Source organism: Serratia marcescens, assembly GCF_001902635.1.
Lineage (GTDB): Bacteria > Pseudomonadota > Gammaproteobacteria > Enterobacterales > Enterobacteriaceae > Serratia > Serratia marcescens_F.
Map to the genome: position 1 here is coordinate 132,366 of NZ_MJAO01000014.1, position 24,876 is coordinate 157,241.

Genomic DNA, 24,876 nt, shown 5'->3' on the forward strand with positions numbered 1-24,876 from the left:
CCTTCAGGTTCATAAACAAGCGGGCCAACAGGCCCGCCGTGTAGCGATAACGCTTATTTTTCCAGCAGATTGACCGTGATGCGGTTGCTTTCATCCATCATCGCGGCCTTGGCGCGAATCTTCGCTTCCAGCTGGTCGATCATCTGTTCGTTGTCGAAACGCTCTTTCTGGCGCACGCCGTCTTCATAGAAGCCGCTCTTCTTGTGGCCGCCGGTCACGCCCATGGTGGACACCAGCGCTTCGCCCGGGCCGTTCACCACGCAACCGATGATCGAAACGTCCATCGGCGTAATGATGTCTTCCAGGCGCTGTTCCAGTGCGTTCACCGTGCCGATCACGTCGAACTCCTGACGCGAACAGGTCGGGCAGGCGATGAAGTTGATGCCGCGCGCGCGGATGCGCAGCGACTTCAGGATGTCGAAACCGACCTTCACCTCTTCGACCGGATCCGCCGCCAGCGAAATGCGCAGGGTGTCGCCGATGCCTTCAGACAGCAGCATGCCCAGGCCGATGGCCGATTTGACCGATCCGCTGCGTGCGCCGCCGGCTTCGGTGATACCCAGATGCAGCGGCTGATCGATGCGCGAGGCCAGCAGGCGGTAGGATTGCACCGCCAGGAACACGTCCGACGCCTTGACGCTGACTTTAAACTGGTCGAAGTTAAGGCGATCGAGGATGTCCACATGGCGCATGGCGGATTCCAGCAGCGCTTCCGGCGTAGGTTCGCCGTACTTTTCCTGCAGGTCTTTTTCCAGCGAGCCACCGTTGACGCCGATGCGAATCGGGATGTTCTTGTCACGGGCGCAGTCCACCACCGAGCGAATGCGCGATTCGTTGCCGATGTTGCCCGGGTTGATGCGCAGGCAGTCTACGCCGTATTCGGCAACCTGCAGCGCGATGCGATAATCGAAGTGGATATCGGCGACCAGCGGCACGTTGACCTGCTGCTTGATCAGCTTGAACGCCTCGGCGGCGTCCATGGTAGGAACCGAAACGCGGACGATATCGACGCCCACGCGCTCCAGCGCTTTGATCTGATTAACCGTTGCTTCAACATCGGTGGTACGAGTGTTGGTCATCGACTGTACGGCAATCGGTGCGCCATCACCAATAGGCACCTTGCCGACGTAAATACGTGTAGATTTTCGACGGTTGATGGGCGCTTGGTTATGCATTACTTACTCTCCATTGCTGCTCTGACATCACGACCGGGGCCGCGCGATTACTGCGCGGCGACGGTCAGGCGAGCAACACGGTTTGACTTAACGAACCGGCTTAAATCAACCGGCTTACCCTGATACTGGATCTGTACTGCCGCCGGCGCGCCGATGGTCAGTTTGTACGGCGCGGTCCCGGTCAGGTTCAGCTTACCGCCTTTCTTCTGGATGCCGCTGAACAGCGTTTTGCCGCCGGCGTCGGTCACCTGCAGCCAGCAGTCGGCTGAGAAGTCCATCACCAGCGCGTTCGGATCGGCCGCCGGCGCGGCAACGCCTGCATCGGCGGTCGGCAGCGGCGCTTGTGCCGCCGGGGTGGTTTCCGGCAGGGTCGTCTGGCTTGGCGACACCACGGCAGGCTGCTGCTGGGCCGCACCTGGCGCCTGAGCGGTAGCCGCCGGCGCCTGAGCCGTTGCGCCGGTATCGGCCGGCGCGGCGCTGTTGTCGGTCAACGGCACGTTGGTGCCGGCGTCGACGTTGCCGTCGGTCAGCGGCACGGACTGCCCTTCGTTATGCTGTGAAAGCTGCGCGGAAGTCTGATCGGCCATGGTGGCGATCTCTTCCTGCTGCGCTTTGTGGTTTTGCCACCACCAGGCGCCGGTCAGGCCAATCACCACGAACACGATCAGCCAGGTGAAACTCATCAGCCAGCCATCGCGTTTTTTGCGGCGTTTGCCCAGCGAGAAGCTTTGCATCGGCGCCACTTTCGCCATCTTCAACGGCGCCTGCTTGGCCATCATCGGCAGCAATTCGTCTTCCGGCAAATGCACCAGCTTGGCGTAGGAACGGATATAGCCGCGCACAAAGGTAGACGCGAGGTCAGCAGACACGCTGTCTTCCTCGATATCGCGCACGGTGGACATTTTGAGACACAGGCGTTCTGCAACGGTCTGTTGGCTCAGCCCGAGTTGCTCACGGGCCTGACGCAGGCGCTGGCCCGTCGTCATGGATACGGTTTTATCTTGGGAGGCTTCAGTATTCATTAGCTAAGAACTGCTGGTACTGTTTGGATTGTGGAAAACTTCGCGCTAGCTGCTTGCCATAGCGTTGAACGCTATCCTGACGGCCGGCTAACGCGGCGAAACGAATCTGTAACCATAAGCTGCTGGCGCTGGCCGGCAGAACATGCTGATAAACATCCAATAAAAGTTGCGACTGGGCGCGCTTCCCTTCTCCAAATTGCTTTTCAGCCTCCGCCAGCAGCGGAGTGCCTTTGTCCGGATCGACCTTCAGCGCGCGGCTCAACAGCGTGCGCGCCTCGTCGTTTTGTCCGGCCTTGAGAAAACAGTAACCTGCGTTTTCCAGGCTGTCGGCGACCTGACCGTAATCAGGCACCAGCGCCGCAGCGCTAAACTGCTGTTGCGCCGGTACATACTGCCCTAAACCGCAAAGAAACGCACCGTAATTATTCAACACGGTGCCATTGCCTGGCGCAAGTTTAAGCGCTTGCCGGTAGCGCTGTTCAGCCGCGGCATTTTCACCGATCCGCTGCTCGTAGAGCGCCATGCCCAACTGCGTGCGGTAATCCTGCGGAGCCGCGTCCAGCGCCTTTTCCAGGTTCTGGCGCGCGGCGTCCATGTCGCCTTGCTGCAGGTACTCCAGGCCCAGCTGCAACCGCGTCTGGCCCGCTTCAGAGACTTGTGCTTCCTTTTCCGGCGCTGAACCGGAACACCCGGCCAACAATCCGGCCGCCAGCCACACACCCCACAGTTTCAGCTTCATGCCCGCATTCATTTCCTTATCGGCCGTCATCTTACGCCCGCCAGCGTTAACTTCTCGCATAACAGGCTGTTAGATAACAAAAAAATGGTGCTATAGGATTCAGACCGCCCGCACGTTGATAGGTTCCCCGGCCATTTTCTTTTTCAGGGTACGCTTGGTACGGTCGATCACTTCTCCCGCCAGTTGTCCGCAGGCGGCGTCGATGTCGTCACCACGGGTTTTACGAACAATAGTCGTAAAGCCGTATTCCATCAACACTTTGGAGAAACGATCCACCCGGCTGTTGGAGCTGCGGCCATAAGGTGCGCCCGGGAACGGGTTCCACGGGATCAGGTTGATCTTGCACGGGGTGTCTTTCAGCACTTCCGCCAGCTGATGCGCGTCGTCGGTGCTGTCGTTGATGTGATCCAGCATCACATACTCGACGGTGACCCGGCCCTGGTTGGCGTTGGATTTCTCCAGATAGCGGCGCACCGCGGCCAGGAAGGTCTCGATGTTGTACTTGCGGTTGATCGGCACGATCTCATCGCGGATGGTGTCGTTCGGCGCATGCAGCGAGATCGCCAGCGCCACGTCGATCATGTCGCCCAGCTTGTCCAGTGCCGGCACCACGCCGGAGGTGGACAGGGTCACACGGCGCTTGGACAGGCCGAAACCGAAGTCGTCCAGCATGATTTCCATCGCCGGCACCACGTTGTTCAGGTTGAGCAGCGGCTCCCCCATGCCCATCATCACCACGTTGGTGATCGGGCGTTCGCCGGCGACTTTCAGCGCGCCGATGATTTTCGCCGCGCGCCACACCTGGCCGATGATTTCCGACACGCGCAGGTTGCGGTTGAAGCCCTGCTGGGCGGTCGAACAGAATTTGCACTCCAGCGCACAACCCACCTGGGAAGAGACACACAGGGTGGCACGGTCGCCGTCAGGGATATACACGGTTTCGACCTGCTGATCGCCCACCTTGATTGCCCATTTAATGGTGCCGTCGGCTGAACGCTGTTCTTCCGCCACTTCCGGCGCGCGGATTTCCGCCACGCGCTGCAGCTTGGCGCGCAGCACTTTGTTGATGTCGGTCATCTGCTCGAAATCGTCGCAGCAGTAGTGGTACATCCACTTCATCACCTGGTCGGCGCGGAACGGTTTCTCACCCATTTTGGCGAAGAACTCGCGCATTTGCTGACGATTCAGATCCAGCAGGTTGATTTTGGCCACGGCCGGTTGCTCCGCGTTAACGGATGGGGTAGTCAGCGAATTATTTTCAGACACGGTGTGCTCAGACGTGATGGGTTCTAACATAATGATCTCTGGCCTCGTTATTACACGTTATGGCGCTAAAGAATGGAAAGTAAGTTGTGCATTCAGCCCGCATGATTCGGGTGGCGGCACTAAAAACGCGCCCCTGACAAGTCGTCTTATCAGGGGCGCGGCATTGTACAAATTTTAGTAGCGGGTGGCTATGGCTGAAAGGCATTCAGGGCATTTTTATTGTTTCAGCCGGTGAATACATCTCGCGCCATGCAAACTTCGCTCATGATCCCTTATGGATTTCAAGTTGCAGCCAACAATGCTGCGGCTTGAAAGACAGCGGGGATTAACGTGCGCAGATTTCGCTTTCGTTGAAGAAGTAAGCGATTTCACGCTGTGCGGATTCAACGGAGTCGGAACCGTGAACGGCGTTAGCGGTGAAGCTGTCCGCGTAGTCGGCGCGCAGGGTGCCGGCCAGGGCGTTGTCCGGGTTGGTTGCACCCATGATGTCGCGGTTGCGCTGCACGGCGTTTTCAGATTCCAGAACCTGCACCATGATTGGGCCAGAGGTCATGAACTCAACCAGACCGTCGAAGAATGGGCGGCCTTTGTGCTCAGCGTAGAAGCCTTCAGCTTGCTCGCGAGTCAGACGCAGCATTTTAGCGGCGATGATTTTGAAACCGGCGCGCTCGAAACGAGCGTAGATAGCGCCGATGTCGTTGTTGGCTACAGCGTTTGGTTTAACGATGGAAAAGGTACGTTCTACGGTCATGATGGCCTCTGTATGACTTCCAAAACAGGCCGGTCTGCAATGTTGCCGGCCTTCTCAAGTGGCGCAGATTATATGTGCGCCGTTAACGCTTGCCTACGGGAAAATCAACATTTCATTAAAAAAATATGATCTTCATTCGCCATTTTCGGTGACGCGCCGACGTTACTGGGTCTTGTCGGTGGACGGGATCAAATTGCGCAGCCAGCTGCCCCAACGGCGCTGATAAAACGGCTGCGTATGGGAGATCAGGTAATGGCTGATACCGCGCTCTTTCTCCGACACCAGGCAAAAATCTACCGGTTCGTCATTTGGCGCCGTTTCGCTGGCGACGCTGCCGGCCTCGTTGATCAACGCCTCGATCTCCGCCGGCTCAGCCTCTACTTCCAGACCGATCAGCAGATTCGGCTTCTCGTCCGCCGCCTGGTCGTGCATCAGCGCCAGAAACGCACGGCGCACCGGCTTGCGCTGGCTAAACAGCGTGGTCAGCGCGTCCACCATCGCCGACGGGTATTCTTCGGGCTGCCCCAGCAGAATTTGGGTCTCTTTGTCGACGTAATGTTCCACCGGTTTAATGACGCCCCCGCTCGCCAGCAGCATCGCTACCTCTTCCGGGTAGAACTCCTTGCCGTATTCCGCCTTCGGGTTGAGGAACAGATCCGCGCCCTGGGTGATTTCGAACAGCACCCGCGCCGGCATGGCGATGAACGGCTGCTCGTCCTCGACGGCTTTCTGCAGCGCCTCCAGCGAGGTGAAGAACGGAATGATGCTCCCGCCGTCCTGCTTTTCCCAATGCTGGATATTGACCGACGTATCCGCGTTCAGCGTGATGTCGCCGTCTTGCTGCACCTGTTCGCTGTCGCCGAGGATCAGCACCGTGGCGTCGAGCAGTTCACGGAAGAACGCCGGGCGGTGGGCCGGCTCCGTCACCGCCAGCTTCAGCAGGCGTTCAAGCTCGTTCTCGCTCGGGGCGGCATCGTGATGATGGGAACTCATGGCAAACTCCAGGGATCAAATAGCGAGGCCCAGCATGCTGGGCCCCGAAGATAATGCGTATTCTAGCGCCCGACGCGGCGGGCGTTCAATTACTTGGCTTTGCTCAGCAGCAGATTGGCCAGGGCGCGCACGCCCAGACCGGTTGCACCGGCCGCCCACTGCTCCACCGCGCCTTTACGGTAGGTGGCGGAACAGTCGATGTGCAGCCAGCCTTGCTGGTAGTTCTTGACGAAGTGCGACAGGAAAGCGGCTGCGGTGCTAGCGCCGGCGGTGTAAGCCGGGCCGGCCACGTTGTTCAACTCGGCGAAGTTGGACGGCAGCTGGCTGCGGTGGAACTCGGCCAGCGGCAGACGCCAGAACGGCTCGTGCTCGGCGGCTGCGCTGCTCAGCAGCTCCTGCGCCAATGCGTCGTCGAAGCTGAACAGCGCGTGATAGTCGTTGCCTACCGCGGTTTTCGCCGCGCCGGTCAGGGTGGCGCAGTCGATAATCAGCTGCGGATTCTGCTCGGCGGCGTCGATCAGGCCGTCGGCCAGTACCAGGCGCCCTTCCGCATCGGTGTTCATCACCTCGACGGTTTTGCCGTTGCGGTAACGAATGATGTCACCCAGTTTGAAAGCGTTGCCGCTGACCATGTTGTCGGCGCAGCACAAGTACAGCTTCACGCGCTGCTTCAGACCGCGCGCCGCCGCCAGCGCCAGAGCGCCGGTAATGGTGGCCGCGCCGCCCATGTCAGCCTTCATCGAATCCATAAAGGCGCTCTGTTTCAGGCTATAACCGCCGGTATCGAAGGTGATGCCCTTGCCGACCAGGCAAGCGAACACCGGCGCATCCGGGTTACCGGTCGGGTTGAAGTCCAGCGCCAGCAGCACCGGCGGGCGCTCGGAACCGCGGCCGACGGTGTGGATGCCGGCATAGTTCTGCTCGCGCAGATCTTCGCCCTTGGTGATACGGTAGCTGACGGCCTCGCAGCCGACGTCGCACATCAGATCGACGGCGCGGGTCGCCAGTTGTTCAGGCCCCAGCTCTTCCGCCGGCATGTTGATGGTGTCGCGCACCCAGTCAACGATCTTCAGGCGCTTATCCAGCTCCTGACGCGCGGCTTCCGGCAGTTCGGCCCATTCGACGTTGCGCTGCCCTTTCGGCCCGCGGTAGCCCTGCCAGAACGCCCAGCTGTTTTCCAAATCCCAACCGTCGCCGGCCAGCTTGACGTTTTTGATGCCCTGACCATCGATTTTGCGGCCTGCGCGCTGGATCGCGCCCAGCTTGTCGGCGCCGGTCAGATGGATGGTCATCCCTTCGCCGTTGGTGCTCAGCAGCGCTTTCTCGCCCCAACGGGCGTCGGCAGGTTGTTGCGATAACGTGACTTGCATGAATTCTGTTGTCATAGCCTTCTTACTCCGGATTATTCTTTTATTAATCTTGTCGGATACAAAATAAACGGGCCGCCCATGGCAGCCCGTTACGCTATTTACTCCGCTTCATCTAACCAGACCAGCAGGATCGCTTCCAGTATTTTTTCGTTGGAAGCCTGCGGATCGTCGTCGAACTCTTCCAGATCGCAGATCCACTGATGCATGTCGGTAAAACGCACGGTTTTCGGATCGGTGTCCGGGTATTGGTCGTACAGGGCTTCGCCGATTTCACGGCTGTCGGTCCACTTCAGTCCCATTATTTCCTTCCTCTCATTCAAGGATACCCACTGGATTTCACGGTGCAGCTAGGCGGCAAGTGCGCGAATCCCCAGAAGCTTACTCAAGTAAGTGACTGGGGTGAACGCATGCAGCCAACAACGCTGCGGCTTGAAAGACAATGGGTATCAATGCTCACGCGCGTGGTTGACGGTGTAGCGCGGCATTTCGACCACCAGATCTTCGTCGGCGACCAGCGCCTGGCAGCTCAGACGGCTTTCCGGCTCCAGCCCCCACGCTTTGTCCAGCATGTCGTCTTCCAGCTCGCTGCTCTCTTCCAGCGAATCGAAGCCTTCACGCACGATGCAGTGGCAGGTGGTGCAGGCACAGGATTTCTCGCAGGCGTGCTCGATTTCAATGCCGTTGCGCAGCGCAACGTTGAGGATCGACTCCCCTTTTTCAGCTTCCAGAACCGCCCCTTCCGGGCAAAGATCTTGATGGGGCAGGAAAACAATTTTAGGCATGGTTAAACCTCATCCACAGAATGGCCAGCCAGCGCGCGGCGAATGGAAGCGTCCATGCGGCGTGCGGCAAAATCTTGCGTTTGTGCATCTAATGTTTTGATGGCGTCTTCGATAGCGGCGGGATCTTCCCCCTGCACCGCCTGCTGCAACGCCTGGGTCGCGGCGGCGATCGCCTGGCTTTCCGTCTCGCTCAGCAGCGCGGCGTCGGTGGCCAGCGCGCCCTGCAGGCTTTCCAGCACTCGCGCCGCTTCCACGCGTTGCTCCGCCAGCTTGCGCGCGCCCACGTCGCTTTGCGCGTTGGCCATCGAATCCTTGATCATACCGGCGATTTCACTGTCCGACAGACCGTAGGACGGCTTGACCTGGATCGACGCTTCGACGCCGGTGGATTTCTCCATCGCGGTGACGCTCAGCAGACCGTCGGCGTCCACCTGGAAGGTCACGCGAATGTGCGCGCCCCCGGCAGGCAGCGGCGGCAGGCCGCGCAGCGTAAAGCGCGCCAGCGAACGGCAGTCCTGCACCAGTTCGCGCTCCCCCTGCAGCACATGGATCATCATCGCGCTCTGGCCGTCTTTAAAGGTGGTGAACTCCTGCGCGCGCGCCACCGGAATGGTGGTGTTGCGCGGGATCACTTTCTCCACCAGACCGCCCATGGTTTCCAGGCCCAGCGACAGCGGGATCACGTCCAGCAACAGCATGTCGCTGTCCGGCTTGTTGCCCACCAGAATATCGGCCTGGATCGCGGCGCCGATGGCGACCACTTTATCCGGGTCGATCGACGTCAGCGGCGTGCGGCCAAAGAAGGCGCCCACCTGCTCACGCACCAGCGGCACGCGGGTGGAACCGCCGACCATCACCGCTTCCAGCACTTCGTCGGCGGCGACGCCGGCGTCTTTCAGCGCACGGCGGCAGGCCATCAGCGTGCGTTTCACCAGCGGGGCGATCAGCGCCTCAAACTGGGCGCGGGTCACGTCGCCCTGCCAGCCGGCAACTTCGACGCGCACGCTGTCGGCATCGCTCAGCGCGATTTTGGCGGCAATGGCGGCATCCAGCAGTTGGCGCTGCACGCCGTGGTCGCTGCGATCGGCCACGCCGGCCTGCTCGCGTAGCCAGTCGGCCAGCAGGTGATCGAAGTCGTCGCCGCCCAGCGCGGAATCGCCGCCGGTCGCCAACACTTCGAACACGCCGCGGCTGAGGCGCAGAATAGAAATATCAAAAGTGCCGCCGCCCAGATCGTAAACCGCGATCACCCCTTCCCGGCCGGAATCCAGCCCGTAGGCGATCGCCGCTGCGGTCGGTTCGTTCAACAGGCGCAGGACGTGCAGGCCGGCCAGACGCGCCGCGTCTTTAGTGCCCTGGCGTTGCGCGTCGTCGAAATAGGCGGGCACGGTGATCACCACGCCGTCCAGCTCCCCTTCCAGCGCCGCTTGCGCGCGCGCGGACAGAGCCCGCAGGATATCGGCGGAGACGCCGACCGGGTTAACCGGGCCGGCAGCGGTGACGATCAGCGGCAGGCCGTTGTCGCTGGCCTGGAATTGATACGGCAGGTTCGGGTAACGCTGCTGCACGTCCGCCAACGAACGGCCCATCATGCGTTTGATGGAGCTGACGGTATTGGCCGGATCCTGCGCCGCCTGTTGGCGCGCCTCCCAGCCGACGCGCTGTGCGTCCGCCTGATAATGCACCACCGAAGGCAGCAAATGGCGGCCCTGTTCGTCGGCCAGCGTTTCCGCCTGCCCGCTGCGCACCGTGGCGACCAGCGAGTTGGTGGTGCCTAAGTCGATGCCGGCGGCCAGACGCCGCTGGTGCGGCGCGGCGCTGAGGCCAGGCTCACTAATTTGTAATAAGGCCATGTTGAAGCTTCCACAATCAGAATCAGAAGGTGTTACTCAAAACCCAGCAGTTTTTCTTCGAGTTGTTCAACCTGTTGCTGGAGTTTGTCCAAAAAGCGCAGCTTGCGCACGGTGTCGGCGGCGTCCGCCCATTGCTCGCCGTCCAGCTGCTGCAGCATCAGCGCGCTGCGCTGTTTGACCGAAACGGCCAGCCGCGCGCCGAAATCGGCCAGCAGGCTTTCCGCCTCCGGCTTGCGCTCAATGGCGTCGAGCTCCTCGCGCAGCTCCAGCTGTTCCATCAGAAACGCGGTATCGCGCATCGTATGCTGTTCGTTGCCCAGATCGAAGCCGTGCAAAGATAGCATATACTCCGCGCGTTTTAATGGGTGCTTCAGCGCCTGGTAGGCTTCATTGATGGTCGCCGCCTGCTGCAACGCCATCAGGCGTTCGCGCTCCGGCTGGTTGGCGAAACGATCGGGGTGGAATTGGCGCTGCAGATCCTGGAAGCGGGACGCAAGCAGGCTGCCGTCCACGGTGTAGCGAACTGGCAGCCCGAATAAAGTAAAGTAATCCATAGCGTGCTCTGGGCGTTAGCGGATGAAGTTCCCCCGCCGAAACGGGGGAGCACGATGGACTGTCAGACGTTGAAACTCTCGCCGCAGCCGCATTCGCTTGAGACGTTCGGGTTGTTGAACTTGAAGCCTTCGTTCAGGCCTTCCTTAACGAAATCAAGCTCGGTGCCGTCAAGGTAGACCAGGCTCTTGCCGTCGATGATCACCTTGATGCCTTTGTCTTCAAACACGATGTCGTCATCGTTGGCTTCGTCAACAAATTCCAGCACATACGCCATCCCGGAGCAGCCGGAAGTTCGCACTCCCAGACGCAGGCCGAGACCTTTGCCGCGGTTCGTCAAAAACGCCTGAACACGCTGCGCAGCGCTGTCGCTCATGGTAATAGACATCACAACCTCACACTTCACATCAAAGCCCGGCGCGGCCGGGCCGACTCAGAAAAATTACTTGGCGCTATGCTTGCTCTTATAGTCGGCAATCGCTGCTTTGATGGCGTCTTCAGCCAGGATCGAGCAGTGAATTTTGACCGGCGGCAATTCCAGCTCTTCGGCGATCTGGGTGTTTTTGATCGCTTCAGCCTGATCGAGCGACTTGCCTTTCATCCATTCGGTCACCAGCGAGCTGGAGGCGATGGCGGAACCGCAGCCGTAAGTTTTAAAGCGCGCGTCTTCGATGATGCCTTCATCGTTAACTTTGATTTGCAGCTTCATCACGTCGCCGCAAGCCGGCGCCCCTACCATGCCGCTGCCGACGGTAGGATCTTCGTTGTCGAAAGAACCCACGTTGCGCGGGTTTTCATAATGATCGATTACTTTTTCGCTGTAAGCCATGACCTTGCTCCTGAAACCTGAGAATTAATGATGCGCCCATTCGATGCTGTTGATATCCACGCCCTGCTTGAACATCTCCCACAGCGGGGACAGGTCGCGCAGACGGCCGATGGATTTACGCACCAGCTGAATGGTGTAGTCGATCTCTTCTTCCGTGGTGAAACGCCCCAGGGAGAAACGGATCGAGCTGTGCGCCAGTTCATCGCTCATGCCCAGTGCGCGCAGCACGTAGGACGGTTCGAGGCTGGCGGAGGTGCAGGCTGAACCGGAGGAAACGGCCAGGTCTTTCAGCGCCATGATCAGCGACTCGCCTTCAACATAGTTGAAGCTGACGTTCAGGATGTTCGGTGCGCCGTGCTCCAGATCGCCGTTCAGATACACTTCTTCCATATCTTTCACGCCGTTCCACAGACGATCGCGCAGAGTGCGCAGACGCGCCATCTCTTCGGTCATCTCTGCTTTGGCAATGCGGTAAGCTTCGCCCATGCCGACGATCTGGTGAACAGGCAGGGTGCCGGAACGCATGCCGCGTTCGTGACCGCCGCCGTGTACCTGCGCTTCGATGCGGATGCGCGGCTTGCGACGCACGTACAGCGCGCCGATGCCTTTCGGGCCATAGATTTTGTGGCCGGAGAACGACATCAGATCGACTTTCAGCTTGCTCAGATCGATAGGCAGTTTGCCCACGCTCTGGGTGGCGTCAACGTGGTAGATGATACCGCGCGCGCGGCACATTTCGCCGATCGCTTCGATGTCCTGCACCACGCCGATTTCGTTGTTGACGTGCATGATAGAAACCAGAATGGTGTCATCGCGCATCGCCGCTTCGAGATCCTGCAGGCTGATGATACCGTTGCTCTGCGGCGCCAGATAGGTCACTTCAAACCCTTCGCGCTCCAGCTGACGGCAGGTGTCCAGCACGGCTTTGTGTTCGGTTTTGCTGGTGATGATGTGCTTGCCTTTTTTCTGATAGAAATTGGCAGCGCCTTTGATCGCCAGGTTGTCGGATTCGGTCGCCCCGGAGGTGAAGACGATTTCGCGCGGGTCGGCACCCACCAGTTCGGCAATTTGGTTACGGGCGATGTCTACCGCCTCTTCCGCCTGCCAACCGAAACGGTGGGAACGGGAAGCCGGGTTGCCGAAAGTGCCGTCCAGGGTCAAAAACTGCATCATCTTCTCAGCAACGCGCGGGTCGACCGGCGTCGTTGCTGAGTAATCCAGATAAATCGGTAATTTCATTGCTCTTGTGCTCCGTACATCACTTCCAAAAACTAAAATGATTTCGCCAGCTGCTTATGCGCGCAGATTAACGTTGATAGTTTCTTGCGGACGACCGTTGGCCGTGCGGCGCGTATCGTTGTTTTGACGATCCGCCACCATCAGCACTTCCTGGTTGTTGACCAGTTCAGCCAGCGTAATGTTGTTCAGGAACCCGCTGATGCGCTCGCTCAGATCGCGCCACAGGGCGTGGGTCAAGCAGCGATCGCCGCCCTGACAGCCTTCTTTGCCCTGGCAACGGGTTGCATCTACCGATTCATCGACGGCAGTGATGACAGCGCCAACGGCGATCTCACCCGCGTCTTTACCCAGCAGATAACCACCGCCCGGACCGCGCACGCTGGCCACCAGGCCATTCTTGCGCAGACGGGAGAATAATTGTTCCAGATAAGAGAGCGAAATACCCTGGCGTTCGGAAATATCCGCCAGTGGCACCGGCCCTTCCTGGGAATGCAGTGCTACGTCGAGCATAGCGGTTACGGCATAACGGCCTTTGGATGTCAGTCTCATAGCTCAATGGTTACCTGTTGGTCAAATATGGCCGAAAGTCTGACATTCCTGAGTAAATCAGTCAACTATTTAACCTAGTAATTAACTCAAGTATTAGCACGTTTTGCACTGAGCAAGAACAAAGGTATATAAAATACATGTTATAACCTTTGGATAACTAATACTATTGCCGCTAACCGTTACGCCGCATCAATTAATTGCCTTGCTGTTTGTCCTGTTTCTCGATCGACGTCAGCATGCCGCGCAGGATATTCAGTTCCTGCCCTTCCGGGCGAGCGCGGGTGAACAGCCGGCGCAGGCGGCTCATCACCTGCCCCGGATGGGACGGGCGAATAAAGCCGGTGCGCTGCAGCGTCTGCTCCAGGTGCTGATAGAAACGCTCGAGGTCGTCCACCAGCGGATACGGCGTCTCTTCCAGCTGCGGCGCACCCGCCTGTTGGCGATCGAGGTAAGCCACGCGCACTTCATACGCCAGGATCTGCACCGCCATCGCCAGGTTCAGCGAGCTGTAATCCGGGTTGGCCGGAATGGCGACGTGGTAGTGGCACTTCTGCAGTTCATCGTTGGTCAACCCGACGCGTTCGCGGCCGAACACCAGCGCCACCGGCGCGTGCTCGCCTTCGTGCACCGCGCGTACGCCGCATTCGCGCGGCTCCAGCATCGGCCACGGCAAGGTGCGGGAGCGCGCGCTGGTGCCCACCACCAGGCTGCAACCTGCGATGGCGTCGTCGAGAGTGTCAACGATGGTGGCGTTGCCGATCACGTCGCTGGCGCCGGCGGCCAAGGCGATGGCCTGGGAATCGGGTTTGATCAGCGGATTAACCAGATAAAGGTTGGTTAAACCCATGGTTTTCATGGCTCTGGCGGTCGAGCCCATGTTGCCGGTATGTGAAGTCTCTACCAGAACAATGCGGATATTGTGCAGCATACAAACTCTGAGCGTAGCGGAAAATCGCAGCATCTTAACACAGCCATAGGCAATTTGCCGAACAGCTGCTATACTTCGCGCCGTTTCCTGTTCTTTAACATCCTAGTTGGAAGATACCCATGCATCCGATGCTGACTATCGCCGTGCGCGCTGCGCGCAAGGCCGGTAACCTGATTGCCAAAAACTACGAAACCCCGGACGCTGTAGAAGCGAGCCAGAAAGGGACCAACGACTTCGTCACCAACGTCGATCGCGATGCAGAGCATCTGATCATCGACGTCATCCGCAAGTCTTATCCGCAACATTGCATCGTTAGCGAAGAACGCGGTGAGCTGATCGGCGAAGATCGCGATGTGCAATGGGTGATCGATCCACTGGATGGCACTGCAAACTTCATCAAACGTCTCCCTCATTTCTCCGTTTCCATCGCCGTACGCATCAAAGGCCGTACTGAAGTGGCCGTGGTTTACGATCCGATGCGCAACGAACTGTTCACCGCCACCCGCGGCCAGGGCGCACAGCTCAACGGTTACCGCCTGCGCGGCACCAACGCCAAAGATCTGGATGGCACCATCCTGGCGACCGGCTTCCCGTTCAAAGTCAAACAGCACGCGACCCCATACATCAACGTGGTCAGCAAACTGTTCACCCAGTGCGCGGACTTCCGCCGCACCGGTTCCGCTGCACTGGATCTGGCCTACGTTGCCGCCGGCCGCGTGGACGGTTTCTTCGAAATCGGCCTGAAGCCGTGGGACTTCGCTGCGGGTGAACTGCTGGTGCGTGAATCCGGCGGCCTGGTGACCGACTTCGTCGGCGGCCACAACCACTTCAGCTCCGGTAACGTGGTAGCGGGCAACCCGCGCGTCGTGAAAGCCATGCTGGCGAACATGCGTGAAGAACTGAGCGAAGCGCTGAAGCGTTAATCGCCAAAAGCGAATCGAAAAAAGCGCTGCTTCGGCAGCGCTTTTTTTATGCCCGTTAGCGGGAGAAGGGCCTAATGCCACCGCCGAATTCCGGCTGCGCGCCGGCATACAGCAACAGCCCGGCGGCCAATAAGATCAGTCCGCCAGCCAGCGCCAGCGTGCCCCAGGCCACCGCACTCCAGGCGGCTGGCGCGCGCGAACGGCTGAGGCGCACCGCCAAGCGGCGGCTGTAATGCACCAGTAGCGCCAGCATGGAGATCGTCAACGACGTGCCGAACGCCATCACCAGCGCCGAGATCACGCCCCAGCCGAAGACGCCGATCACCTTGGAGAACAGCAGCACCAAAATCGCCCCCGAACAGGGACGCATGCCCATCGCCAGCACGATGGCGGTCTGGGTGCGCCAGTCGCTTCCCGCCTGCAGCTCGCTGTCGCTCGGCATATGCCGATGGCCGCAGCCGCAGTTGGCGCTGTGCACATGATCCGCCGCCAGCGGCGTCAGACTGTTGATGCGCAGCGCCGGTGCCGGGCGCATTGCCTTGATCGCCGCAGACAAGCGCTTTAACGCGCGCCAGCTCAACAGCACGCCAAGCAGCATGACCAGAATAAAACTGCCCTTCTCCAGCCAAAAACTGCTTTGGTGCAGCTGGCGCGAGGAGAGTTGCAATACCACCAGCATCAGCGTGACCAACGCGATCGCCACCCCTCCTTGCACCAGCGAGGCGGCGAAAGTCAATTTCAGGCTGCTTTTCAACCGCGCCGGGTGGGTGGCCAGATAGGTGGCGATCACCACTTTGCCGTGGCCGGGGCCGAGCGCATGCAAGACGCCGTAGCCGAGGCTGAACAGCATCAGCGCCAGTCCGGCCTGCTGCGGCTCGGCCTTCACTTGCTGCAACAATCCCGCCATCTGCTGGTGCAGCGCTTTTTGCCATACCACGCTCTGCATCAGCAACTGCGGCCAATAGTGCCACGCCAACAGCGCGGCCGCCGCCAGCGCCAGCGTAAACGGCAGCAGCGGCCACAGGCCGAGGGCCCAATGGCGCCGGCGAACCGCCGATTGAGAGAGGTTTATCGACATTGTAGCGTCACCCGCTGAGCGAACTGTTGCCCCAGCGCCATGTCTTCGCCGGGCGAGTCGTTCTTGTCGAGCGACAGCGCATAGGCCTGCAGCGACGCATTAGGTTTCGGCGTCATCAACTTGTAGCTGCACAGTTCGGCCATCTCCGGCGGCAGGTGCAGCGCATTGGGATTTTTATAGGTCATATCGACAAAATAGGTCGGATCATAGGTAGAAAGCTCAAACGGCTTGCCCGCCAACGGCTGCGGCTCGGCCAACGGCAGCACGAACTCCAGCACCGCCTGGTTGCCCTGGCGCGACAGATGGTATTCGCTGGGTAGATTCAGGTACTTCACCGGCTTGCCGTTACGGTACAGATCGGTGAAATAGTGCTGCCCCAGCACGTTGGCCATCACTTCCGCCGCCAGCTTTTTCCACACTTCCGAATCGCTCTTGGCATTCTTCGCATCGTAAAGCAGATCCGCCGAGGTGATTTCATCCATCACCCACACCATTTTCAAACCGACCAGTTGCTGATCCCTGGCGACAAAAGTGGTGTTCATGTCGATAAAACTGTGCGGATGGGCAACTGCGCCGGCGCTGAACACGGCGCCAATAGCGGCCAAAAGACGACGTAACTTCATCATTATCCTGCCTTACCTGCATTTGTTATAACGTAACATAAACTTGCACCAAATGGCCGCCTCTCCCGGCGATATTTGTGACGAAAGTTGTAAGCCGAAGTAAAAGCCGCACAGTACCCCTGCTGTTACAAAGCCTTTTGCTATGCTTAGGCATAATCGCAACCTTATCTACCAGAAGGTGATATGAGCCTGGACACTTCTCCCGTGCCTGAGCTCTCCGGACAACAACGACGCTGCCATCTGCTGCTGATGCTGTACACGCCGGAGCCCGAGTTAAAGCTGGAGACCCTAAGCCGCATCAATGGCGTCGCCCCCCCTATCACCCGGCAAGATATAGCCGAGGTAGCCAGTGAAATCCAGCGTTTCCACCACCTGGAGATCGCCGTCGATCCCGACCTTGGCTACCAACTACGGGGAAGCGCGCTCAACCAACGCCTATGCCTGATCCATTGGTTGCGACGCGCCCTGCGCTGTAGCCCGCAGTTTGTCGAACGCGATTTCGCCCCGCGCCTGCGGCAAGCGCTGGCGGCCGATGCAGGGCCGAGATCGCAACTGGCTCAGGCGATCGACGCCTGCGAGCCGCTGCTCCACCGCCATTTCGACGCGCGCGACCGCCATTTCCTGCAGCATTACCTGTTCTACTGCGCCTGGCAAAACCACCTGCAGCGCCACCCGCGCTTCGACGCCATTCAGCGCGACTGGCTGCGGCAAAAACCGGAACAGCACGCCGCCGCCTGGCTGCATCACGCGTGCAATCAGTTATTTAGCCAGCCGCCGCATGAGGACGAGCGTGATTTTCTGGCGCTGACGTTTACCATGCTGAAAAACCACTGTTACCACAGCAATGACTCGGCGGAAGAGCAACGGTTGATGGCGGCGATCGACAACATGGTCGAGCGTTTCCAACAGCTTTCCGGCATGGCTTTCAGCAGCACGGCGGAGCTGGTTAGCCAGCTGTTCGCCCACCTGGCGCCGGCGCTGGAGCGCTGCCGTTTCGCCATCGGCATCGACAATATGCTGCTGGAAGAAGTGGTGCGCAAATATCCGCGCTTAATGCGCACCACACAGGAAGTGTTGCAACCGCTGGAGCTGGAGTACGACGTGCATTTTTCCAACGAGGAGGCGGGCCTGGTGGCGATCAGCTTCGGCGCCTGGCTGATGCAGGACAATGCGCTGCAGGAAAAGCAGGTGGTGTTGCTGACGTTGGACAACCCGCAGCTGGAAGAGGAAGTGGAGTATCAGATCCGCGAACTCACGCTACTGCCGCTGAACATCAAGTATCTGCCGCTGCGCGACTATCTGCGCGCCGGGGCGCCACAGGGCGTCGCGCTGGTCATCACCCCCTATGCGGCGGTGCACAGTGAACCGCATCCGCCGCTGATCTATACCGAACTGCCGTTGGAGCACCGGCAGCGCCAGGCCATCCGCGCGCTGCTGGAAGCCCCCTGATCAGCGGCTGACGCTGACCGCCGGCGGCCGGATGAACAAGGCCGGCGCTGCCACCGCCGCCATCACCCAGAATACCCCACCCTGCCAATGTTCGAACAGGAACCCGGCGATCACCGTCATGACGGCGATACCGCCGCCCATCGCCAATGCCGAATACACCGCCTGCAGCTGGATCACCGCTTGCCCCTGGCGCGCGGCGATAAAGCGCATCGCCGCCAGATGGCAGACGGTGAAGGTGCCGCAGTGCAGGATCTGGATCAGCAGCAGCCAGCCCAGTTCGGTGCTGTAAGCCATCAGGCTCCAACGCAGCACACCGCAGCAGGCGGAGAGCAACAGCAGGTTGCGCGCATTCCAGCGGCGGAACAGCAGGTTGCTGCTGGCGAAGATGATCACCTCCGCCACCACGCCCAGCGCCCACAGATAGCCGATGGTCGACGCCGAATAGCCGGCCTCTTGCCAGTAAATGGAACCGAAGCTGTAGTAACCGGCGTGCGCGCCCTGCAACAACGTGACGCACAGCAGGAAGCGCCATACCGGCCCTTCTTTCAGCAACGCCCACAGCGAACGCTCGGCCTCGCTGTGCGTGCGCGTTTCGCCCTGCGGCATGACGGTGGGTTTCAACAACATGCCCAGCAGCATCGCCAGCACGCCGAGGATCAGGCTGTAGAGGATAGCGTTATGCCCCCATACCGCCACCAGTTGCCCGGTCAGCGCCGAGCCGATAACGAACGCCAGCGAGCCCCACAGCCGCACCCGGCCGTAGTCCATGCGGATTTGCTTTTGCCAGGTGGCAGCCAGCGCGTCGGTCAACGGCACCAACGGCGAGAAGAACAGGTTGAAACCGGCGATCACCAACATCAACCAACCCCAGCCGTTGCCGAAGCAGAAACCGACGGCGAAGGCCAGGGTCAGCAGCGCCAGCAGGCGCAGGGCGGAGACCAAATGAGAGGGATCTTTAACGCGAGGCGCAATCAGTAAACTGCCGAGGAAGCGGGCCACCAAACCGGCGCCGAGCAAAATGCCGATGGTTTCGGGCGCGATGCCCTCGCCTTTCAGCCACACGCCCCAGAACGGTAAGAAGATGCCATAAGAAAAGAAGTAGGTGAAATAACTGAGAGCGAGCCAACGCGTTGATTGCAGAACCATGATCCCTCCGGAGTGAGGGCAATACTTTGACAGAGCTCACACCGCCCCGCAATCTTCATTCCACTTCAATGCATTAGAGTGCCAAACAGTTCACAGTTTGCCGCGAGCGGCCATAAAAAAACCCGCCGCAGCGGGTTTTGTCAGGCAAAAGCGGGATTATGCGTAAACCGGCAGGCGGGCGCAAATATCCAGCACTTTCTTCTTGGTACGTTCGATGGTGGCTTCATCGTTGATGTTGTCCAGCACATCGCAGATCCAACCGGCCAGCTCGCGCACTTCGGCTTCTTTGAAACCGCGACGGGTGACGGCCGGCGTACCGATACGCACGCCGGAGGTGACGAACGGGCTCTTCGGATCGTTCGGCACGCTGTTCTTGTTGACGGTGATGTTGGCGCGGCCCAGGGCGGCGTCAGCTTCTTTACCGGTCAGGTTTTTGTCGACCAGATCCAGCAGGAACAGGTGGTTATGGGTGCCACCGGAGACCACTTTGTAGCCGCGCTGCAGGAACACTTCGACCATCGCCTTGGCGTTGATCGCCACTTGCTGCTGGTAAACCTTGAACTCAGGCTCCATCGCTTCTTTCAGCGCCACCGCCTTGCCGGCGATCACGTGCATCAGCGGGCCGCCCTGGCCGCCAGGGAACACGGCGGAGTTCAGCTTCTTGTACAGCTCTTCGTCGCCGCCCTTCGCCAGGATCAGGCCACCGCGCGGGCCCGCCAGGGTTTTGTGGGTGGTGGTAGTAACGATGTGCGCGTGCGGAACCGGGTTCGGGTACACGCCGGCGGCGATCAGGCCCGCCACGTGCGCCATGTCGACGAACAGGTAAGCGCCGATGCTGTCGGCGATTTCGCGCATCTTGGCCCAGTCAACCACGCCGGAGTAGGCGGAGAAGCCGCCGATGATCATTTTCGGCTTGTGGGTTTGCGCCTGCTTGGCCAGATCGTCATAGTCGATTTGACCTTTTTCGTCGATGCCGTAAGGCACCACGTTATACAGTTTGCCGGACAGGTTGACCGGGGAACCGTGGGTCAGGTGGCCGCCATGCGCCAGGTTCATGCCCAGAATGGTGTCGCCCGGCTGCAGCAGCGCGGTGTAAACGGCGAAGTTAGCCTGGGAGCCGGAGTGCGGCTGCACGTTGGCGTAATCGGCGCCGAACAATTCTTTGGCGCGGTCGATAGCCAGCTGCTCAACGATATCCACGTATTCGCAGCCGCCGTAGTAACGCTTGCCCGGATAGCCTTCAGCGTATTTGTTGGTCAGCTGGGAACCCTGAGCCTGCATCACGCGCGGGCTGGTGTAGTTCTCAGACGCGATCAGCTCGATGTGCTCTTCCTGACGCACCACTTCCTGCTCCATGGCACGCCACAGTTCCGCATCGTAATCGGCAATGTTCATTTCACGCTTTAACATCCGGCATCTCCTGACTTAAATCAGCTAACTAAAAAATCACCAAATAACTACCCGTTTGGGGTCTGGGCCACAGTGTAAACCGTTTCGCCCTACCGAAGATAGGTCTTGACAGAGGTTTTTACGCAAACGATTGGCATAAGGCGGCGCAAGGCTTTGATCCGCGAAACGCGGCCGTTTATCAACGGACATTTCCTCATGCTAACCCTGCGGTTTTTTCATGTTCTGTGAGCCCGATCGACGGGTAAGGAACACCGTAACGAAAACAAGGGTATTTACAAGCGGTGTGGAACCCAATAAGATGCATTTAAAATACATCATTAAAATGTCGTCAGATCCCACATCTAAGGAGCGCTTCCATGCTGGATAGCCAAACCATCGCCACCGTGAAATCCACTATTCCCCTGCTGGCTGCGACCGGGCCGAAACTGACCGCCCACTTTTACGATCGCATGTTCGCGCACAACCCGGAATTGAAAGATATTTTCAATATGAGCAACCAGCGCAACGGCGATCAGCGTCAGGCGCTGTTCGACGCCATCTGCGCCTATGCCGCCAACATTGAGAACCTGGCGGCGCTGCTGCCGGCGGTGGAGCGCATCGCGCAGAAGCACACCAGCTTCAATATCCAGCCGGAGCAGTACCAAATCGTCGGCGGCCACCTGCTGGCGACGCTCGACGAAATGTTCAGCCCGGGTCAGGAAGTGCTGGACGCCTGGGGCAAAGCCTACGGCGTGCTGGCCAACGTGTTCATCCAGCGTGAAGAGCAGATTTATCAGCAGAGCGAAACCGACAACGGCGGCTGGCGCGATCTGCGCGCGTTCCGCATCCTGAAGAAACAGCCGCAGAGCGACGTGATCTGCAGCTTCGTGCTGGCGCCGGTGGACGGCGGCCGGGTGGCGGACTTCAAACCGGGGCAATACCTGGCGGTCTACATCAAGCACGACAGCCTGGAACATCAGGAAATTCGCCAGTATTCGCTGACCACCTCGCCGAACGGCGAGTTCTACCGCATCGCGGTGAAGCGTGAAGATCAGGGTAAAGTGTCCAACTATCTGCACCAGCAGGCGCAGGAAGGCGACGTGATCTACATCGCTCCGCCGCACGGCGACTTCTTCCTCGACGTGGCACCGACCACGCCGGTGGCACTGATCTCCGCCGGCGTCGGCCAAACCCCGATGCTCGGCATGCTCAACAGCCTGCACGACAACCAGCATCAGGCGCAGGTCCACTGGCTGCACGCGGCGGAAAACGGCGGCGTGCACGCCTTTGCCGATGAAGTGGCGGGTATCGCCGGGCGCATGCCGAATCTGAGCCGCCATGTGTGGTACCGCGAGCCGGGTGCCGATGACGTGGAAGGCCGCGATTACCACAGCCGCGGATTGATGGATTTGAGCGCGCTGCAAGGCAGCCTGGCCGATCCGCAGATGCATTATTACTTCTGCGGCCCGGTGGCCTTCATGCAGTTCGTGGGCAAACAGCTGCTGGAGATGGGCGTAGAGGCCGAACGCATCCACTACGAATGCTTCGGCCCGCATAAAGTGCTGTAATGCCTCCGGAGCGCGGCCGCCGGGCCGCGCTCCAGCATCATTTCTCCTGCAGTTGGCGCGCGTCCTGCACCTGCTGCACCGTCACCGGCGCCGCCTGGTTGCCCCAGCTTCCCCGCAGATAGCTCATCAAATCCGCCGCCTGCCGGTCGTTCAACGCCCAACCGTAAGCCGGCATATCGAACGCCATCGCGTGCTGCGTGGTCGGCGTATGCGCCCCTTCCAGCACCACGCGCAGCGCGGTCAGCGGGTTGTCCGCCGTTACCGTGGCATTGCCCGCCAGCGCCGGAATGGCAAAATCGGTGCCTTCGCCCTTGTTGCCGTGGCAGGTCGAGCAGTACATCGCGTAGGTCGCCTCGCCGCCCGGATTATTCGCCTGCACGGCAGGTGCAGCGGCTTTGGCGGCGGCTTCCGGCGCCAGGCTGCGCAGGTACACCGCGATGGCGTTCAGATCGCCGTCGCTGAGGTACTGCGTGCTGTGGGTCACCACCTCGCTCATCGGCCCGGCGACCGCCGCATGACGGCTGCGGCCGGTTTTCAACAGCGCCGTCACCTCTTCCGGCGGCAGGCCACGCAGATTGGAGGCGTACCAGCCGTCCAGCTCGGCGCCGCTCAGGAACACCGGCTCCTTGCCGTCCAGCCCCTTCTCCTGCATCGCCCAACCGCGCGGCGTGTGGCAGCTGCCGCAGTGGCCCGCGCCCTGCACCAGGTAGGCGCCGCGGTTCCATTCGGCGCTTTGCTGCGGATCCGCCTGATACGGCTGATCGTCGTGGAACAGCTGGTTCCACACCGCCAGCGGCCAGCGCATCGACAGCGGCCAGCTGATGTCGCTGTCACGGTTGGCGACGTTCTGCGCCAGCACCTCATTCATCAGATAGTCATACAGCGCGCGCATGTCTTCCGCACTCATTTTTGCGTACGAGGTGTACGGCATCGCCGGGTAGAGCCGGTGACCGTCTTTGGCGATCCCCTGGCGCATCGCGCGATCGAACTCCTCGAACGAATAGGCACCGATGCCGTGCAGCTTGTCCGGCGTGATATTGGTGGCGTAGATCGCCCCGAGCGGCGTCGGGAATTTCATGCCCCCCGCCAGCTCGGCGCCGCCCGGCGCGGTATGGCAGGCGGTGCAATCACCGGCTTTGGCAACGTATTCCCCAGCCGACATCGCCTGGGCCGAGCCGCCGGCCGCCAACAGGCTCAACAGATACAGCGAACGCAGACTCATGCTCCCTCCTTGGCGGCAACCTTGCCATAGGCCAGTTCGTTAACCGCACGCCACGCCTGGTCGATCGCCGAGTTGGCGTACGGGCTCCAGTCGGAATCGGAGTTGGCGATAACGATCTTGCCGATCGGCTGCCGCGCCGTTTCAATGATTTTCTTGGCTTCTTCTTCGTCGTCAAACAGCCCGTTGAGGAAGTAAGAGTAACCGTGCGACCAGCGGTTGACGGTGATCGCCTGAATGTCGCGCTGGTGGTCGAAACCGGCCTCGCCCAGCATGCCCTGCAGCTGTTCGCGGATCATCTGTTCATGCACCTCGAACGGCGTGCCCAGCAACAGCGCGCGCCCTTTGCGCGACTGCTCGCGCGGGCTGAGGCCGCTGCCCGGCAGCGTCGGCACATACACCATATGCAGGCCGATCGGCCGATCCGGATCGCGCGGATGCTGGTAACCGCCCATGCTCACCGGGTAATCCAGCTTCACGCGGCTGTACGGCGCGGCCGGCGAATAGACTTCGTGCACGCCCAGCTTGATGAACGGCTGCCAGTTGCGGATCACCACCTTGCTGTACACCAGCGGCGACTTGACGTTTTGCTTCAGCGCCTCCTGCTGCTCGTGCGACATTTCCGGCACCAGGTACGGGATCATCATGTTGTAGCCGGCCATCACCACCTGCCCGGCGCGCACTTTGGCCATCTTCTCGCCGGTCATATAGGTGACTTCCACCTTGTCGCCGACGTTGGCCGCGTGCAGTCCGGTGCTGTTCAAACGCAGCTTCACCGGCGATTCCGGCCGATCGAGCTGGCTATAGTCAAACTTGGCCAGCACTACGTCGTTCATGTCTTTGCCGGCCGGCGCCACCGCCGGGATCAGCTTGCGCACCATCAGGCGCGTCAACGTGGCGTTGCCGTCCGGGAAGTGGAACACGTAAGGATCGTCGAGATCCGCCTGCGACTCTTCGTCCAGCGGCGGCAGGTTCATGCCGCCGAGGCCCGGCAGATCGCAGATGCGCGCATCGCTGCACGAAGTGCCGTCGATGCCCACCGCCTGGAAGTCGTTGGTGGTCTGCTGGAAATAACGGATCGCCAGCTCACTCAGGCCCACCTTCTCACGCAAGAATTGGGTGTAGCTGTGGGTGTCGAGCCATTCGACCTTCTGTTCCAGGTTCATTTCCGGCAGGTAATCTTTCTCTACCGTATGCAGCGCGATCAGCGCCTGGCGGTCGCTCTCCGGCAACGGGAAGTCGCCGATGAACGCTTCGTAAGAGCGGCCGTTGAGACGATCGCGCGGAATGTCGTCCGCCACCGTGCGGCCCGGATCGCCGCTCACCACCTTGTCGACGCCGAAGTTCTTGCGGTCGAAGTAAACCCCGCGGCTCAGATTGAGGTCCGGGTAGAAGGTGGTATCAAACGCCTGCTCCAGTTGATCAATATCGAC

Annotated in this window: 25 protein-coding genes; 3 read left to right on the forward strand and 22 right to left on the reverse strand. The window is 60.2% G+C overall.

Features of this window, described 5'->3' with window-relative positions:
* Positions 1 to 53: 53 nt before the first annotated feature.
* The 16 genes from ispG to trmJ all read right to left on the reverse strand — a co-directional run bounded on the left by ispG (position 54) and on the right by trmJ (position 14,048).
* Positions 54 to 1,175, reverse strand: a complete 1,122-nt coding sequence (gene ispG, locus BHU62_RS15435) for a flavodoxin-dependent (E)-4-hydroxy-3-methylbut-2-enyl-diphosphate synthase (protein ID WP_016929756.1) — start codon at positions 1,173 to 1,175, stop codon at positions 54 to 56.
* Between the two features lie 47 nt (positions 1,176 to 1,222).
* On the reverse strand, positions 1,223 to 2,197 hold the full coding sequence (gene rodZ / locus BHU62_RS15440) for a cytoskeleton protein RodZ (protein ID WP_073532792.1): 975 nt from the start codon (positions 2,195 to 2,197) through the stop codon (positions 1,223 to 1,225).
* The gene (gene pilW, locus BHU62_RS15445; RefSeq protein WP_060423976.1) at positions 2,187 to 2,936 is read right to left on the reverse strand and encodes a type IV pilus biogenesis/stability protein PilW; all 750 of its coding nucleotides are present in this window, start codon (positions 2,934 to 2,936) and stop codon (positions 2,187 to 2,189) included. Before pilW ends, rodZ begins: the two co-directional genes overlap by 11 nt.
* Before the next feature lie 99 nt (positions 2,937 to 3,035).
* Complete coding sequence (locus tag BHU62_RS15450; RefSeq protein WP_073532793.1) at positions 3,036 to 4,232, reverse strand: bifunctional tRNA (adenosine(37)-C2)-methyltransferase TrmG/ribosomal RNA large subunit methyltransferase RlmN; 1,197 nt, start codon at positions 4,230 to 4,232, stop codon at positions 3,036 to 3,038.
* Between the two features lie 295 nt (positions 4,233 to 4,527).
* A complete protein-coding gene (ndk, locus tag BHU62_RS15455) occupies positions 4,528 to 4,953 on the reverse strand; it encodes a nucleoside-diphosphate kinase (protein ID WP_004941424.1) in 426 nt (141 codons plus the stop codon).
* Between the two features lie 162 nt (positions 4,954 to 5,115).
* Positions 5,116 to 5,946, reverse strand: a complete 831-nt coding sequence (gene sseB / locus BHU62_RS15460) for an enhanced serine sensitivity protein SseB (protein WP_073532794.1) — start codon at positions 5,944 to 5,946, stop codon at positions 5,116 to 5,118.
* 89 nt (positions 5,947 to 6,035) lie between these two features.
* Entirely contained in the window at positions 6,036 to 7,331 is a 1,296-nt protein-coding gene (pepB, locus tag BHU62_RS15465) for an aminopeptidase PepB (protein WP_073532795.1), read from the reverse strand.
* Between the two features lie 83 nt (positions 7,332 to 7,414).
* Positions 7,415 to 7,615 carry a Fe-S cluster assembly protein IscX gene (gene iscX, locus BHU62_RS15470; RefSeq protein WP_006327336.1) on the reverse strand — a complete coding sequence of 67 codons (201 nt, stop codon included), beginning with the start codon at positions 7,613 to 7,615 and terminating at the stop codon, positions 7,415 to 7,417.
* 147 nt (positions 7,616 to 7,762) lie between these two features.
* Positions 7,763 to 8,098, reverse strand: coding sequence for an ISC system 2Fe-2S type ferredoxin (gene fdx / locus BHU62_RS15475; protein WP_004941417.1), 336 nt, complete (start codon positions 8,096 to 8,098; stop codon positions 7,763 to 7,765).
* Positions 8,099 to 8,100: 2 nt separating this feature from the next.
* A complete protein-coding gene (hscA, locus tag BHU62_RS15480; RefSeq protein ID WP_073532796.1) occupies positions 8,101 to 9,951 on the reverse strand; it encodes a Fe-S protein assembly chaperone HscA in 1,851 nt (616 codons plus the stop codon).
* A 32-nt stretch (positions 9,952 to 9,983) separates the two neighbouring features.
* Positions 9,984 to 10,505, reverse strand: a complete 522-nt coding sequence (hscB, locus tag BHU62_RS15485) for a co-chaperone HscB (RefSeq protein WP_073532797.1) — start codon at positions 10,503 to 10,505, stop codon at positions 9,984 to 9,986.
* Between the two features lie 62 nt (positions 10,506 to 10,567).
* Positions 10,568 to 10,891 (reverse strand): iron-sulfur cluster assembly protein IscA, encoded by a 324-nt coding sequence (gene iscA / locus BHU62_RS15490; protein ID WP_004941410.1) that lies wholly within the window; start codon positions 10,889 to 10,891, stop codon positions 10,568 to 10,570.
* A gap of 54 nt (positions 10,892 to 10,945) precedes the next feature.
* Complete coding sequence (gene iscU, locus BHU62_RS15495) at positions 10,946 to 11,332, reverse strand: Fe-S cluster assembly scaffold IscU (RefSeq protein WP_004941408.1); 387 nt, start codon at positions 11,330 to 11,332, stop codon at positions 10,946 to 10,948.
* Between the two features lie 24 nt (positions 11,333 to 11,356).
* The gene (gene iscS / locus BHU62_RS15500) at positions 11,357 to 12,571 is read right to left on the reverse strand and encodes a cysteine desulfurase (RefSeq protein WP_073532798.1); all 1,215 of its coding nucleotides are present in this window, start codon (positions 12,569 to 12,571) and stop codon (positions 11,357 to 11,359) included.
* 54 nt (positions 12,572 to 12,625) lie between these two features.
* Positions 12,626 to 13,120: a Fe-S cluster assembly transcriptional regulator IscR gene (gene iscR, locus BHU62_RS15505; protein WP_025159551.1), complete on the reverse strand. Its 495-nt coding sequence runs from the start codon at positions 13,118 to 13,120 to the stop codon at positions 12,626 to 12,628.
* Positions 13,121 to 13,313: 193 nt separating this feature from the next.
* On the reverse strand, positions 13,314 to 14,048 hold the full coding sequence (gene trmJ / locus BHU62_RS15510) for a tRNA (cytosine(32)/uridine(32)-2'-O)-methyltransferase TrmJ (RefSeq protein WP_073532799.1): 735 nt from the start codon (positions 14,046 to 14,048) through the stop codon (positions 13,314 to 13,316).
* Between the two features lie 119 nt (positions 14,049 to 14,167).
* On the opposite strand from trmJ, the gene suhB reads away from it, so the two are divergent.
* Complete coding sequence (suhB, locus tag BHU62_RS15515) at positions 14,168 to 14,971, forward strand: inositol-1-monophosphatase (protein WP_073532800.1); 804 nt, start codon at positions 14,168 to 14,170, stop codon at positions 14,969 to 14,971.
* 55 nt (positions 14,972 to 15,026) lie between these two features.
* On the opposite strand, the gene BHU62_RS15520 is transcribed toward suhB, so the two are convergent.
* Together BHU62_RS15520 and BHU62_RS15525 are read right to left on the reverse strand one after the other, a co-directional pair.
* Positions 15,027 to 16,049 carry a nickel/cobalt transporter gene (locus tag BHU62_RS15520; RefSeq protein ID WP_073532801.1) on the reverse strand — a complete coding sequence of 341 codons (1,023 nt, stop codon included), beginning with the start codon at positions 16,047 to 16,049 and terminating at the stop codon, positions 15,027 to 15,029.
* Positions 16,040 to 16,675 carry a DUF1007 family protein gene (locus BHU62_RS15525; protein WP_073532802.1) on the reverse strand — a complete coding sequence of 212 codons (636 nt, stop codon included), beginning with the start codon at positions 16,673 to 16,675 and terminating at the stop codon, positions 16,040 to 16,042. The genes BHU62_RS15520 and BHU62_RS15525 overlap by 10 nt, the downstream gene beginning before the upstream one ends.
* A 180-nt stretch (positions 16,676 to 16,855) precedes the next feature.
* On the opposite strand from BHU62_RS15525, the gene csiE reads away from it, so the two are divergent.
* The gene (gene csiE, locus BHU62_RS15530) at positions 16,856 to 18,121 is read left to right on the forward strand and encodes a stationary phase inducible protein CsiE (protein WP_073532803.1); all 1,266 of its coding nucleotides are present in this window, start codon (positions 16,856 to 16,858) and stop codon (positions 18,119 to 18,121) included.
* Here csiE and BHU62_RS15535 read toward each other — a convergent pair whose 3' ends face one another.
* Together BHU62_RS15535 and glyA are read right to left on the reverse strand one after the other, a co-directional pair.
* Complete coding sequence (locus tag BHU62_RS15535) at positions 18,122 to 19,267, reverse strand: 3-phenylpropionate MFS transporter (protein WP_073532804.1); 1,146 nt, start codon at positions 19,265 to 19,267, stop codon at positions 18,122 to 18,124.
* 156 nt (positions 19,268 to 19,423) lie between these two features.
* Positions 19,424 to 20,677, reverse strand: coding sequence for a serine hydroxymethyltransferase (gene glyA / locus BHU62_RS15540; RefSeq protein WP_073532805.1), 1,254 nt, complete (start codon positions 20,675 to 20,677; stop codon positions 19,424 to 19,426).
* A 356-nt stretch (positions 20,678 to 21,033) separates the two neighbouring features.
* On the opposite strand from glyA, the gene hmpA reads away from it, so the two are divergent.
* Complete coding sequence (gene hmpA, locus BHU62_RS15545) at positions 21,034 to 22,224, forward strand: NO-inducible flavohemoprotein (protein ID WP_073532806.1); 1,191 nt, start codon at positions 21,034 to 21,036, stop codon at positions 22,222 to 22,224.
* A gap of 37 nt (positions 22,225 to 22,261) precedes the next feature.
* Here hmpA and BHU62_RS15550 read toward each other — a convergent pair whose 3' ends face one another.
* On the reverse strand, positions 22,262 to 23,446 hold the full coding sequence (locus tag BHU62_RS15550) for a c-type cytochrome (RefSeq protein ID WP_073532807.1): 1,185 nt from the start codon (positions 23,444 to 23,446) through the stop codon (positions 22,262 to 22,264).
* On the reverse strand, positions 23,443 to 24,876 hold a 1,434-nt coding region (locus tag BHU62_RS15555), incomplete at its 5' end, for a spermidine dehydrogenase (RefSeq protein WP_073532808.1). The genes BHU62_RS15555 and BHU62_RS15550, both read right to left, overlap by 4 nt.

Excerpts from the sequence above, each read along its gene's own strand:
- ispG (WP_016929756.1), bottom strand. The coding sequence starts at position 1,175 with ATGCATAACCAAGCGCCCATCAACCGTCGAAAATCTACACGTATTTAC.
- rodZ (WP_073532792.1), bottom strand. The coding sequence starts at position 2,197 with ATGAATACTGAAGCCTCCCAAGATAAAACCGTATCCATGACGACGGGC.
- pilW (WP_060423976.1), bottom strand. The coding sequence starts at position 2,936 with ATGAAGCTGAAACTGTGGGGTGTGTGGCTGGCGGCCGGATTGTTGGCC.
- BHU62_RS15450 (WP_073532793.1), bottom strand. The coding sequence starts at position 4,232 with ATGTTAGAACCCATCACGTCTGAGCACACCGTGTCTGAAAATAATTCG.
- ndk (WP_004941424.1), bottom strand. The coding sequence starts at position 4,953 with ATGACCGTAGAACGTACCTTTTCCATCGTTAAACCAAACGCTGTAGCC.
- sseB (WP_073532794.1), bottom strand. The coding sequence starts at position 5,946 with ATGAGTTCCCATCATCACGATGCCGCCCCGAGCGAGAACGAGCTTGAA.
- pepB (WP_073532795.1), bottom strand. The coding sequence starts at position 7,331 with ATGACAACAGAATTCATGCAAGTCACGTTATCGCAACAACCTGCCGAC.
- iscX (WP_006327336.1), bottom strand. The coding sequence starts at position 7,615 with ATGGGACTGAAGTGGACCGACAGCCGTGAAATCGGCGAAGCCCTGTAC.
- fdx (WP_004941417.1), bottom strand. The coding sequence starts at position 8,098 with ATGCCTAAAATTGTTTTCCTGCCCCATCAAGATCTTTGCCCGGAAGGG.
- hscA (WP_073532796.1), bottom strand. The coding sequence starts at position 9,951 with ATGGCCTTATTACAAATTAGTGAGCCTGGCCTCAGCGCCGCGCCGCAC.
- hscB (WP_073532797.1), bottom strand. The coding sequence starts at position 10,505 with ATGGATTACTTTACTTTATTCGGGCTGCCAGTTCGCTACACCGTGGAC.
- iscA (WP_004941410.1), bottom strand. The coding sequence starts at position 10,891 with ATGTCTATTACCATGAGCGACAGCGCTGCGCAGCGTGTTCAGGCGTTT.
- iscU (WP_004941408.1), bottom strand. The coding sequence starts at position 11,332 with ATGGCTTACAGCGAAAAAGTAATCGATCATTATGAAAACCCGCGCAAC.
- iscS (WP_073532798.1), bottom strand. The coding sequence starts at position 12,571 with ATGAAATTACCGATTTATCTGGATTACTCAGCAACGACGCCGGTCGAC.
- iscR (WP_025159551.1), bottom strand. The coding sequence starts at position 13,120 with ATGAGACTGACATCCAAAGGCCGTTATGCCGTAACCGCTATGCTCGAC.
- trmJ (WP_073532799.1), bottom strand. The coding sequence starts at position 14,048 with ATGCTGCACAATATCCGCATTGTTCTGGTAGAGACTTCACATACCGGC.
- suhB (WP_073532800.1), top strand. The coding sequence starts at position 14,168 with ATGCATCCGATGCTGACTATCGCCGTGCGCGCTGCGCGCAAGGCCGGT.
- BHU62_RS15520 (WP_073532801.1), bottom strand. The coding sequence starts at position 16,049 with ATGTCGATAAACCTCTCTCAATCGGCGGTTCGCCGGCGCCATTGGGCC.
- BHU62_RS15525 (WP_073532802.1), bottom strand. The coding sequence starts at position 16,675 with ATGATGAAGTTACGTCGTCTTTTGGCCGCTATTGGCGCCGTGTTCAGC.
- csiE (WP_073532803.1), top strand. The coding sequence starts at position 16,856 with ATGAGCCTGGACACTTCTCCCGTGCCTGAGCTCTCCGGACAACAACGA.
- BHU62_RS15535 (WP_073532804.1), bottom strand. The coding sequence starts at position 19,267 with ATGGTTCTGCAATCAACGCGTTGGCTCGCTCTCAGTTATTTCACCTAC.
- glyA (WP_073532805.1), bottom strand. The coding sequence starts at position 20,677 with ATGTTAAAGCGTGAAATGAACATTGCCGATTACGATGCGGAACTGTGG.
- hmpA (WP_073532806.1), top strand. The coding sequence starts at position 21,034 with ATGCTGGATAGCCAAACCATCGCCACCGTGAAATCCACTATTCCCCTG.
- BHU62_RS15550 (WP_073532807.1), bottom strand. The coding sequence starts at position 23,446 with ATGAGTCTGCGTTCGCTGTATCTGTTGAGCCTGTTGGCGGCCGGCGGC.